This is a genomic window from Caldifermentibacillus hisashii (genome assembly GCF_039654145.1).
Taxonomy (GTDB): domain Bacteria; phylum Bacillota; class Bacilli; order Bacillales; family Caldibacillaceae; genus Caldifermentibacillus; species Caldifermentibacillus hisashii.
Genome location: NZ_CP155467.1, coordinates 1 through 12,500 on the forward strand (window position 1 = coordinate 1; position 12,500 = coordinate 12,500).

At 35.6% G+C, this 12,500-nt stretch carries 9 protein-coding genes and 1 rRNA gene (1 of these 10 running past the window's edge); all 10 read left to right on the forward strand.

Annotated features, from left to right (window positions below; all coding sequences use genetic code 11):
* Positions 1-1,347, forward strand: coding sequence for a chromosomal replication initiator protein DnaA (gene dnaA, locus NSQ14_RS00005; RefSeq protein ID WP_034766745.1), 1,347 nt, complete (start codon positions 1-3; stop codon positions 1,345-1,347).
* 218 nt (positions 1,348-1,565) lie between these two features.
* Positions 1,566-2,711: a DNA polymerase III subunit beta gene (gene dnaN / locus NSQ14_RS00010; RefSeq protein WP_034766747.1), complete on the forward strand. Its 1,146-nt coding sequence runs from the start codon at positions 1,566-1,568 to the stop codon at positions 2,709-2,711.
* Between the two features lie 335 nt (positions 2,712-3,046).
* Positions 3,047-3,265, forward strand: coding sequence for a S4 domain-containing protein YaaA (yaaA, locus tag NSQ14_RS00015; RefSeq protein ID WP_034766822.1), 219 nt, complete (start codon positions 3,047-3,049; stop codon positions 3,263-3,265).
* Between the two features lie 13 nt (positions 3,266-3,278).
* Positions 3,279-4,388, forward strand: a complete 1,110-nt coding sequence (recF, locus tag NSQ14_RS00020) for a DNA replication/repair protein RecF (protein ID WP_034766748.1) — start codon at positions 3,279-3,281, stop codon at positions 4,386-4,388.
* A gap of 48 nt (positions 4,389-4,436) precedes the next feature.
* Positions 4,437-6,359, forward strand: coding sequence for a DNA topoisomerase (ATP-hydrolyzing) subunit B (gene gyrB, locus NSQ14_RS00025; RefSeq protein ID WP_251246666.1), 1,923 nt, complete (start codon positions 4,437-4,439; stop codon positions 6,357-6,359).
* 56 nt (positions 6,360-6,415) lie between these two features.
* On the forward strand, positions 6,416-8,938 hold the full coding sequence (gene gyrA, locus NSQ14_RS00030; RefSeq protein ID WP_346216735.1) for a DNA gyrase subunit A: 2,523 nt from the start codon (positions 6,416-6,418) through the stop codon (positions 8,936-8,938).
* A 445-nt stretch (positions 8,939-9,383) separates the two neighbouring features.
* On the forward strand, positions 9,384-9,629 hold the full coding sequence (locus NSQ14_RS00035; RefSeq protein ID WP_041845515.1) for a hypothetical protein: 246 nt from the start codon (positions 9,384-9,386) through the stop codon (positions 9,627-9,629).
* A 520-nt stretch (positions 9,630-10,149) separates the two neighbouring features.
* Positions 10,150-10,410: a hypothetical protein gene (locus NSQ14_RS00040; protein ID WP_034766754.1), complete on the forward strand. Its 261-nt coding sequence runs from the start codon at positions 10,150-10,152 to the stop codon at positions 10,408-10,410.
* A gap of 287 nt (positions 10,411-10,697) precedes the next feature.
* The gene (locus tag NSQ14_RS00045) at positions 10,698-11,801 is read left to right on the forward strand and encodes an HD-GYP domain-containing protein (RefSeq protein WP_270578179.1); all 1,104 of its coding nucleotides are present in this window, start codon (positions 10,698-10,700) and stop codon (positions 11,799-11,801) included.
* A gap of 362 nt (positions 11,802-12,163) precedes the next feature.
* A 16S ribosomal RNA gene (locus tag NSQ14_RS00050) occupies positions 12,164-12,500 on the forward strand; it runs 1,214 nt beyond the window's last position.

Genomic DNA, 12,500 nt, shown 5'->3' on the forward strand with positions numbered 1-12,500 from the left:
TTGGAAAATATCGATGACCTTTGGGGAAAAACGTTAAATGTCATTGAAAAGAAAATAAGTAAACCGAGTTTTGAAACTTGGCTTAAGTCAACCAAGGCCATTGCATTAAACAAAAACACGTTAATTGTTGAAGCACCCAATGATTTTGCAAGGGAATGGCTTGACGGGAATTATAAAGAAATCCTTACAGAAATTTTATATGAATTAATCGGAGAAAATATGTCATTAAAATTTGTCATTCCTGAATCCAATATGGATGACCCGATAATGGTTTCGCCAGCGAATAAAAAACCAGCAAAACCGGAAGTTATAACTGACTCCGCACAACATATGTTGAACCCCAAATATACATTTGAGACATTTGTCATCGGATCAGGTAACCGTTTTGCTCACGCTGCTTCACTGGCTGTCGCTGAAGCACCGGCAAAAGCATATAATCCCCTTTTTATTTACGGCGGTGTGGGCCTCGGAAAAACCCATTTAATGCATGCGATCGGACATTACGTTTTGGAACATAACCCAATGGCAAAAGTGGTGTATTTAACTTCGGAAAAATTTACTAATGAATTTATTAATTCGATCCGCGACAATCGGCCGGATGACTTTCGCAATAAGTATCGTAATGTAGATATTTTACTTATCGATGATATTCAATTCTTAGCCGGAAAAGAATCAACCCAAGAGGAGTTTTTCCATACGTTCAATACATTGCATGAAGAAAATAAACAAATTATTATTTCGAGTGACAGACCGCCAAGAGAAATACCTACTTTGGAAGATCGCTTACGTTCCCGCTTCGAATGGGGATTAATCACGGATATTACTCCACCGGATTTAGAAACACGGATTGCCATCCTAAGGAAAAAGGCAAAAGCGGATGGACTAGATATACCGAATGAAGTTATGTTATATATTGCGAATCAAATCGACTCGAACATCCGTGAACTGGAGGGTGCGTTAATCCGTGTCGTTGCTTATTCGTCTTTGGAAAATAAAGATATTAATGCAGATTTAGCCGCAGAAGCTTTGAAGAGTATCATCCCTAGCTCCAAGCCAAGAGTCATTACAATTCAAGATATCCAAAGAGTTGTCGGTGAACAATTTGGAGTAAAATTAGAGGACTTTTCTGCAAAAAAACGAACAAAGTCGATTGCCTTCCCTAGACAAATAGCCATGTATTTATCGAGAGAGCTGACCGATTTTTCATTGCCGAAAATTGGCGAAGAATTTGGCGGAAGAGACCATACTACTGTCATTCATGCCCATGAAAAAATATCAAATTTAATAAAAACCGATCCACAATTTCAAAAACAAATTCAAGAGTTGGAAAATAAATTGAAAATCTAAGTATTTTATACAACTACCATTTTCCTAAATACAATTCTTTATTTATAATAGAATTGTGCACATTGTTGATAAATTTTCAAAAGCATGCACAGTCTGTCCACATGTGGATAGACTGTATTTTACATTCGTGTTGCCACTTATCCACAAATCCACAGTCTATATTACTATTACTTCTTTATTTTTATTTTTAAATATAATTATATATTGGAGGATGAAAAATGAAGTTTCTCATTCAAAAGGAGCGATTATCGAAAAGTATCCAAGATGTAATCAAAGCGGTCGCATCACGAACAACCATTCCGATTTTGATTGGAATAAAAATTGATGCAACTGATGAAGGAGTTGCTTTAACAGGAAGTAACTCGGATATATCGATTAAATCATTCATCCCAAAAGAGGAAAATGATACGGAACTGGTCGATATTATTGAACCAGGTTCGATTGTGTTGCAAGCTCGCTTCTTTAGTGAAATTGTAAGAAAATTACCCGATTCAATTATAGAAATAACGGTCGATGATCAATTTAAAACCGTCATACATTCAGGAAATGCAGAATTTGTCATTCATGGACTGGATGCAGAGGAATATCCTCGTCTTCCGATCATTGATAGTGAACATAGTTTTACAATGCCGGCGGATTTATTGATTACGTTAGTTAAACAAACGGTCTTTGCTGTTTCACAATCGGAAACAAGACCGATTTTAACCGGTATTCATTGGGTTTTTGAAAATAATGAACTAATTGCAGTCGCCACAGATAGTCACCGACTCGCTTTAAAAAAAGCAACTTTACAAACAGAATTTGCCAATAACCAAGCTTATAATATTGTCATTCCAGGTAAAAGCTTAAGTGAATTAATAAAAATTTTAGAAGATAATAATCAAACATTGGTTGAAATCTTTGTTACCACGAATCAAATTTTATTTAAAGCGAAAAATCTTTTATTTTATTCACGATTGTTGGAAGGAAAATACCCGAATACAGCAAAATTAATTCCGACTGATAATAAAACAAAGGTGAAAATTAACACAAAAGAGTTTCTCCAAGCTGTCGATCGTGCTTCACTGTTGGCACGTGAAGGAAAAAATAATGTCGTGAAATTTACGACAATGGAACAGAACATGATCGAGATCACTTCTTACACGCCGGAAATTGGAAAAGTGGTTGAAAAAGTAAAAAGTTTATCTATTGAAGGGGAAAAAATAAAAATCTCGTTTAGTGCAAAATATATGATTGACGCTTTACGAGCCATCGATGGATCTGAAGCCACGATTTACTTTACCGGAACGATGCGTCCTTTTGTTATCAAAACAGATCAGGACGAAACCATTTTACAATTAATTTTACCGGTAAGAACATTTTAGAAAGCAATCAGTGGACACTCATTGACTAGTGAAGGAATCCCACCTCGATTTGAGTGAATGGGGAAGACGGGTGGGATAAGAGCTTTTCTGCAATCGGCGGGGATATTGGTTCCCTGCTGATTGCAGTTTTAATCTTTTTATTCCTGTATGTTACAATAATTAGGGGCTTTCCCCTTTATGTTTTTACCCCTAATTACTGCCTTATTTTCCTCAAAATAAACCATCAATTGTTCGATAAAGTGCAAAATGACTATTCAAGAAAACATCATGGACTTTGTTTCTTTTTCAGATATTTAGTAAAATAGAATTTGGAGTATATGAAAGGATCGGTAACAATGGCAAATGTGTTGAAGATTGACACAGAATATATTACGCTTGGTCAGTTTTTAAAAATGACAGATTTTGTAAGTTCCGGTGGTATGGCCAAATGGTTTTTGAAAGAAAATGAAGTGTTAGTTAACGGTGATTATGAAAATCGCCGCGGAAGAAAACTGCGCAATGGTGATTGTATTGACATAAATGGTGATTCTTTTATTATCATTCAAAGCTCTTAAAGGATGTAAATCAATGCATATTAAACAACTGGATTTAAAAAATTTCAGAAATTATAATCAATTAAGTATTCCTTTTGAGAACAAAGTAAATGTTATTATTGGTGAAAATGCACAAGGAAAAACAAATTTGCTGGAAGCCATTTATGTGCTGGCTATGGCTAAATCACATCGAACCTCAAATGATAAAGAACTCATCCATTGGGACAAAGACTATGCTAAAATAGAAGGATGGGTAGAAAAAAAAAATAATACGATTCCCCTCGAATTGCTCATTACGAAAAAAGGCAAAAAGGCAAAATGTAATCATCTGGAACAAGTAAGACTAAGCAAATATATCGGAAATATAAATGTTGTTATGTTTGCTCCAGAAGATCTCAATCTTGTTAAAGGAAGCCCGGGAATAAGAAGAAGATTTATTGATATGGAAATTGGCCAAGTTTCCCCTGTTTATTTAAATAATATTAGTCTCTACCAAAAAGTATTACATCAACGAAATCAATATTTAAAATTATTGCAGTCAAAAAAACAAACCGATATGACGATGCTCGATATTTACACGGAGCAGCTAATTGAATTTGCCGTAAAAATCATTAAGAAGAGATTTGAATTTTTACATTTACTACAAGAATGGGCAAAAACCATTCATTTTAGCATTTCCAGAGGATTGGAAAATTTACAGATCTACTATAAACCTTCTGTAGATGTATCGGAAGAGGACGATTTGTCGAAAATGATTAATAAATATCAAGATAAATTTATTAATCAAAAACAAAAAGAGATTGAGCGAGGTATGACTTTGTTTGGTCCTCATCGCGATGATCTTCTGTTTGAAATAAATGGTCGGGATGTTCAAACATTTGGATCACAAGGACAACAACGTACAACAGCATTATCAGTAAAATTAGCCGAAATTGAGTTAATTAATAGCGAAATCGGTGAATTTCCGATTCTTTTATTAGATGATGTATTATCAGAATTGGATGATTATAGACAATCTCACTTATTAAGTACAATTCAAGGGAAAGTACAAACATTTGTAACCACAACTAACATAGACGGTATTCACCATGAAACATTGACGAAAGCCAGCATATTTCAAGTAAATAATGGCAATTTGATTTGATCGTGAAGAATAGAGATTTTGGAGAAAGTTAGGTGACAGATTTTGACAATGGAAGAAAAACAAATTCAGGAAACTTCCTATAACGCAGACCAAATCCAAGTGCTTGAAGGTTTGGAAGCTGTAAGAAAACGCCCGGGTATGTACATCGGTTCAACCAGTTCAAGAGGGTTGCATCATCTTGTTTGGGAAATTGTTGATAATAGTATAGACGAAGCACTGGCCGGCTTTTGTACCCAAATTGATGTGATCATAGAAGAAGACAATAGCATTACTGTTAAAGATAATGGACGTGGTATCCCTGTTGATATTCAGGAAAAGGTAGGAAGACCCGCTGTTGAAGTTATTCATACCGTTCTTCATGCCGGCGGAAAGTTTGGCGGCAGCGGATATAAAGTGTCCGGGGGTCTCCATGGTGTTGGTGCTTCCGTCGTTAACGCATTATCAAGTGAATTTGAAGTATATGTTCATCGAAACGGAAAAATCCATTATCAAAAATATTCCCGTGGTTTGCCGTTATTTGACTTAAAAGTAGTTGGGGAAACCGATCATACCGGGACAACAACCCATTTTACACCGGATCCGGAAATTTTCACAGAAACAATTGAATTTGACTTTGATACGTTGGCAAAAAGAATTCGTGAACTCGCCTTTCTAAATAAGGGCTTAAGAATAACCCTTGAAGATAAACGGGGAGAATACCGAAAAAAAGAATTTCACTATGAAGGTGGAATTAGATCTTATGTTGCCAGTTTAAATAAGTCAAAAACAGTTTTGTTTGAGGAACCGATCTATATTGAAGCTGAGCGTGACGGTATTCAGATAGAAATATCCATCCAATACAATGATGGGTACACAAGTATTATTTATTCTTTTGCCAATAATATTCATACGTATGAAGGCGGTACCCATGAATCCGGTTTTAAAGCGGCTTTAACAAGGGTTATTAATGACTATGCCCGTAAAAATGGGATTTTAAAAGATAAAGACGAAAATTTATCAGGAGAAGACGTGCGAGAAGGCATTGTCGCCATTATCTCGATCAAACATCCAAACCCGCAATTTGAAGGGCAAACAAAAACAAAATTAGGAAATTCTGAGGCAAGAACGATTACGGACGCTCTTTTCTCAGAAGCATTTGAGAAATTTTTATTAGAAAACCCAAGTGTAGCAAGAAAAATTGTCGATAAAGGAATTTTAGCTGCACGTGCCAGACTGGCTGCAAAAAAGGCCCGTGAAGTGACCCGTCGTAAAAATGTTCTTGAAATATCAAGCTTGCCGGGGAAACTGGCCGACTGCTCATCAAATGATGCGTCTATATGTGAGCTCTACATCGTTGAGGGAGATTCTGCGGGCGGTTCGGCAAAACAAGGACGGGATCGTCATTTCCAAGCAATTTTGCCGCTCCGAGGGAAAATTTTGAATGTCGAAAAGGCAAGATTAGACCGGATTTTATCCAATAATGAGGTCCGTTCCATGATTACGGCGATCGGAACCGGGATCGGTGAAGACTTTGATATATCGAAAGCCCGGTATCATAAAATTGTTATTATGACAGATGCTGATGTTGACGGTGCCCATATCAGAACATTATTATTGACATTTTTCTACCGCTTTATGAGACAAATTATTGAAGCGGGTTATGTATATATTGCCCAACCACCTCTGTATAAGGTCCAACAAGGAAAGCGGGTTGAATATGTTTATAATGATAGCCAACTGGAAGACGTTCTGAAATCTTTGCCTGGTAGTCCAAAGCCCGGTATTCAGCGTTACAAAGGTTTAGGTGAAATGAACCCGGAACAATTATGGGAAACAACGATGGATCCGGCAAATCGTACACTTTTGCAAGTCCAATTAGATGATGCAATTGAAGCGGACGAAACTTTTGAAATGCTGATGGGGGAACAGGTTGAACCAAGAAGAAAATTTATTGAAGACAATGCAGTTTATGTCAAAAATTTGGATATATAATGAAAAATTAATTGAAGTGTAAATTTCCTGAATGGGAAAAGGAGGTTCGCTATTTAATGGCTGAAACACCCAGTTCAAAAGTTAATGAAAGAAGAATAACGGAGGAAATGCGGACATCTTTTTTAGATTATGCAATGAGCGTTATTGTGTCCCGCGCCCTTCCTGATGTCCGTGACGGTCTCAAACCGGTTCAAAGACGTGTTTTATATTCGATGAATGATTTAGGTAATACAGCTGATAAACCCCATAAAAAAAGTGCCCGTATTGTTGGAGATGTAATTGGTAAATATCATCCGCACGGGGATTCGGCAGTTTATGAAACGATGGTGCGGATGGCCCAAGATTTCAACTTACGGTATCCGTTAGTTGATGGTCATGGTAATTTTGGCTCCATCGATGGTGACTCTGCAGCAGCTATGCGTTACACAGAGGCGAGAATGTCCAAAATCGCCATGGAATTACTGCGGGATATCAATAAAGATACCATTGATTACCAAGATAACTATGACGGTCAAGAAAAAGAACCGGTTGTACTGCCATCGAGATTTCCAAATTTATTAGTGAATGGGACAACCGGTATTGCCGTTGGTATGGCTACCAATATGCCTCCCCATCAAATTGGTGAAGTGATTGATGGGCTTATCGCATTAAGTCATAATCCTGATATTTCCATTGAAGAATTAATGCAATTTATACCGGGTCCTGATTTTCCAACAGGTGGATTAATCTTAGGAAGAAGCGGCATTCGAAAAGCCTATATGACCGGTAAAGGTTCCATTACCACACGGGCAAAAGTCAATATTGAAGAAATGGCTCATGGTAAACAAGCCATTGTTGTTACAGAAATTCCGTATATGGTTAATAAAGCGCGATTGATTGAAAAAATTGCCGAACTTGCCAGGGAAAAACGAATTGACGGAATTACGGCATTACGTGATGAATCCGATCGTCAAGGTATGCGGATTGTCATGGAACTCCGAAAAGACGTGAATGCCAATGTGTTATTAAATAATTTGTATAAGCATACAGCCCTGCAAACTACTTTTGGGATCAATAACCTTGCCCTTGTGAACGGTCAACCGAAAGTCCTTAATCTTAAACAATTGCTATACTATTATTTGGAACATCAAAAGGAAATTATCACAAGAAGAACGCAATATGAATTAAGAAAGGCAGAAGCACGGGCTCATATTTTAGAAGGTTTACGTATTGCTCTCGACCATATTGATGAAGTGATAAATTTAATTCGCAGTTCACAAACAACCGATATTGCCAGAGAAGGATTAATGACTCGTTTTGGTCTTTCGGAAAAACAAGCTCAGGCAATTTTGGATATGCGTCTGCAACGTTTGACAGGTTTGGAGCGGGAGAAAATTGAAGAAGAATATGCGGAACTTGTTAAATTAATTGCTGAATTAAAGGCAATTTTAGCAGATGAGGAAAAAATACTGGAAATTATTCGTGAAGAATTAACTGCAATTAAAGATAAATATAATGATGAGCGCCGTACGGAAATAACAACTAGTGGGGACGAGGAAATTGATGATGAAGATTTAATTCCGGAAGAATCCGTCATTATTACCTTAACAAGAAAAGGATATATTAAGCGGACTCCATCTTCCACCTATCGTACACAAAAACGCGGTGGTCGCGGAATTCAAGGCATGGGAACAAATGAGGATGATTTTGTTGAAAATTTAATTACCACTTCTACCCATGACACGATTTTATTTTTCACAAATAAAGGGAAGGTTTATAAAATCAAAGGATATCGCATTCCTGAGTATTCAAGAACAGCCAAAGGTTTGCCTATAATCAATTTAATAGAAATTGAAAAAGATGAATATATTAATGCAATGATTCCTGTGCAAAAATTAGATAATGAAGCTTATTTATTTTTTACAACAAGACAAGGAATTTCCAAGCGGTGCCCGTTATCATCCTTCGCAAATATTCGTAACAACGGACTAATTGCTATCCATCTGCGTGAAGGAGACGAATTAATTTCTGTTCGTCTAACCGATGGAAATAAGCATATTATCATCGGTACGAAAAAAGGAATGCTGATCCGCTTTGTTGAAACGGATGTTCGTTCAATGGGTCGGACTGCCTCAGGGGTAAAAGGAATTACTTTGGGTAAAGATGATGAAGTAATTGGCATGGAAATTTTAGAGGAAGATCAAGATGTTTTAGTTGTTACGGAAAAAGGATATGGAAAACGGACCCATGCTTCTCAATACCGTATTCAAAATCGCGGCGGTAAAGGGATTCGGACATGCAATATTCAGAAAAAAAATGGACAACTCGTGGCCATGAAATCAGTCTCAGAAAATGAAGACATAATGATTATTACCGATAACGGGATCATTATTCGAATGGCGGTTTCCGGAATTTCCAGAATCGGTCGAAATGCAATGGGCGTAAAATTAATTAAACTTACGGATGACAGTACAGTTACCGCTGTGGCAAAAGTGGAAAAGGATGATGAGTCTCAAACTGATCAACCGATAACGGCTGATACCGAAACAGATAGCTCACCAGCAGGAACAGAACAAATAGATAATGAATCTGATGATTGATTGCTAAAATGCTCAATCAAGAGAAATTGTATTGTTACTGGATTTTTATATAACCGGTGATCAATACGTATAAATAAATAATTGAGGCAGCTCTTCTTGTATGGGCTGTCTTTTTTTTACCTAGGGTCTCTATTATTTTTGAGATTTAAAATCGAACATTTCCCCTTTTATTCATCCTAAGACTTTTCTCCTATTTTATAAAAATCCCCCTTTGAAATCTGTGTTTTTTAATATTTTTTTAGTATCATATGGTTACCACCCAAAAAGCCCATTTTTCAAGGACATCACGCTCAAATAACAAAATATTGTGTCTTGACAAAGAACAACGATACTATATTTGGTGCAAATATTTCTATAAATCCTTTTTGGGTACTAATCATCATATGAGTATGATATATAAATTCTAAATATTGAAAATTAAGTTAATCGATAAGGTGTTAATGATTTGGCAAAGAAGATCCGTACGATTGAAACGGGGGTAGCGTTGGTTCGGCATGGAATTGATTATCAAATCCGTACTAGGGGAGGAATTGATAATCAAATAAATAAAGCGGTATCAGACCTAAATGATCTTGAACATCAATTGACTAGACTATATCAGTTTATTGAGACATCAATGGATTTGTATAGAAAAGCAGATGATAAAGTAAAATCCCAAATACCGGAAAGGCCGGAAGAAAAGTCCTGGTGAGAACAGTTATTAGACGGGTTTAAAGCGGCTGGGGATTTTATTGGAGGAGTCGTAAAAGGTTTAGCTGATGTTGCTGTATCTAGATTGGCAGGAATTTGGCAGGTCGTTACGAATCCGATTGAGATGGGAAAAGGGATTTTTTATATGGTAATGCATCCGATTAGGACATTTCGTGGACGGGCATCTCTTATAAAATAGGAGGGATTAGATGAGAAGTGGAACTTATGCAGTATACAAGGGAAGGAATTTAGTACAAATTATGATTTGGGTCTTTCGAATGAGCCTGAAATCTAAATGATGAAAAAACATAACATAAGATGTTTAAAGAAACAAAACTTCCACAAGTGATACAGGAGCATAGTATTACCCGCCAGGAATTTTGCTTGGCGTAGAACTAAATCACCCGTCTGAGTTCAGAATGTAAACCATATATTTCAACCAAAGATAACAATAATTTTATGTTGAAAATTAATTAGAATTGGATTATTTTAAAAATATATGTATTAAAGTGGGTGATATTTTGGAAATTAATACGTGGGCAGCAGAGTTACAGTCAAACCGGATGGAAGATTATGCGGATGATTTAAGAAGATTGAAAAGCAATTTGAACGATCTGGAAGGTAATCTTACATTTGTTAACCAAATTAAAGGATTTAAGGATGATTTTCAGCAAATGACTCAATTGATAAAACAATATTTTAAATTTTTAAAGACCACTGCAAAATTATATCGTAACACACAAAAAGAAATCGTTTCCGCAGCTAAAAGTTTAATTAACTAAATCAATTTCGAAATGTAATTTTTACAACCATCATAATATCACAAAGTATTCTTGCCCTTATAAAAATTTAAAATAAATAATTTTATAATTAATCAATGTTTCTAGTTTAATAGAGAATGTTGAGGTATCAGGGTTTAAGGCAATTTTACTAATTTAGGGTAAAATCCAGCTCACCAGGAAAAACTGTAAATTTATAAAAGAAATATAAAAAAATGAAAGAAAAAATCCGATTATAAATAATAGAATGCATTGTACAATTTTATAACTTAATAAAGGATGAAGAATTAATGAAAATGCGAGTTTCTCAATTGAAACCAGAAGCAGGTCTACGGCTAATTGAAAATGTTAACGGGTTAACGAAAAACCCGATTGTCCCGAAAGATACAATAATTACAAATGAAGTTATTGATGTTTTAAATGCATTTGCAGTCAAAGAAGTAGAGGCAGTAAAAGCAGATAACAGTGAAAAATTAATTAAGAAAAAGGCAAAAAATCATCAAATTGATCCCATATCTGAATCTAAGCAAAATGATAAAAAATTGTTGTATTTTCAGCAACATTATCAGGAAGTCGTTAAGGAGTATAAAAAAGAGTTTCAACGTTGGCAATCCGGAGGTACAGTAGATATTAGTATTATAAGGAGATTGGTGATTCCTCTTTTTGAACAATTAGAAAAGGAACCTATCCATGTTTTATTTCTACAAAATTATATTGAAAATGTGCAAGATTATATTTATCACCATGCCATATCAGTCGGATTGATTTCCGGGTATTTAGCAAAAAGATTAAATATGAACCGTGGAGAATGTTTTCAGGTTACATTAGCAGGTTCTTTATGTGATTGTGGAATGGCAAGGGTAAATCCGGGAATACTAAACCAAAATATTATAAATAATGATGATCAAAGAGAAATTAAACTTCATCCAACATATAGTTATAAAATGCTTCAAAAAATACCTTCATTAAGTACAAGTGCAAAGTTAGCTGTTTTAAAGCATCATGAAAGAATTGATGGAAGTGGTTATCCCTTAAAGGAGAAAGGGAAGAATATACATCTTTATGCAAAAATAATAGCAATAGCAGATGTATATCATGCTTTAATTTGTAACCGCATTTATAAAACAAAGGTTTCTCCTTTTAGAGCAATTGAAATAATGACAAGAGAAATGTTTGGAAAACTGGATGTTTCCGTATTACAAACATTAACAAATTGTTTAATGCCATTATCAATTAATATGCTTATTAAATTATCTACTCATCAAATTGGTAAAATATTATTTATTGATCATCGTTATCCGACAAGACCCGTAATTCAACTAGTTGAGAGTAATGAAGTCATTCAACTTAATGAACAGAATGATATTTCAATAAAGGAAATATTAAATAACTGACCGATCTCCTTCACATTCTGTTTTTATTTAGAGAATGTCTTGTTAAATGATTGTTAGTTTAAGGATTGGCATAAGTGGAAACTCAAAAATATAGTGTCCTGTTAATTTTGACTATATTGGCTTAGTAAGATTAGTAAATGTTTTTAAAAATAGTATTGACACTAACTAATTTCGATGTTATTATTTAAAAGTCGCTTTTAAAAGCAGAAATAAATATTATTATAAAAATAAATAGTAGTTGACAATCAATAATATTAAATGTATAATAATATAGCTGCTTAATTGAACCTTGAAAACTGAACAAGACAAAGCGTTTTAATAAACCATTTAAGTCAGTTTTAATTTTGAGCAATCAACTCTTTTTTTTGGAGAGTTTGATCCTGGCTCAGGACGAACGCTGGCGGCGTGCCTAATACATGCAAGTCGAGCGAACCAATAAGAAGCTTGCTTTTTGTTGGTTAGCGGCGGACGGGTGAGTAACACGTGGGTAACCTGCCTGTAAGACCGGGATAACTCCGGGAAACCGGTGCTAATACCGGATAGATTATCTTTCCGCCTGGAGAGATAAGGAAAGATGGCTTTTGCCATCACTTACAGATGGGCCCGCGGCGCATTAGCTAGTTGGTGAGGTAACGGCTCACCAAGGCGACGATGCGTAGCCGACCTGAGAGGGTGATCGGCCACACTGGGACTGAGACA

What these genes read in the sequence shown, in the direction of transcription:
- dnaN (WP_034766747.1), top strand. Translation starts at nt 1,566, where the DNA reads ATGAAGTTTCTCATTCAAAAGGAGCGATTATCGAAAAGTATCCAAGAT.
- yaaA (WP_034766822.1), top strand. Translation starts at nt 3,047, where the DNA reads ATGGCAAATGTGTTGAAGATTGACACAGAATATATTACGCTTGGTCAG.
- recF (WP_034766748.1), top strand. Translation starts at nt 3,279, where the DNA reads ATGCATATTAAACAACTGGATTTAAAAAATTTCAGAAATTATAATCAA.
- gyrB (WP_251246666.1), top strand. Translation starts at nt 4,437, where the DNA reads ATGGAAGAAAAACAAATTCAGGAAACTTCCTATAACGCAGACCAAATC.
- gyrA (WP_346216735.1), top strand. Translation starts at nt 6,416, where the DNA reads ATGGCTGAAACACCCAGTTCAAAAGTTAATGAAAGAAGAATAACGGAG.
- NSQ14_RS00045 (WP_270578179.1), top strand. Translation starts at nt 10,698, where the DNA reads ATGAAAATGCGAGTTTCTCAATTGAAACCAGAAGCAGGTCTACGGCTA.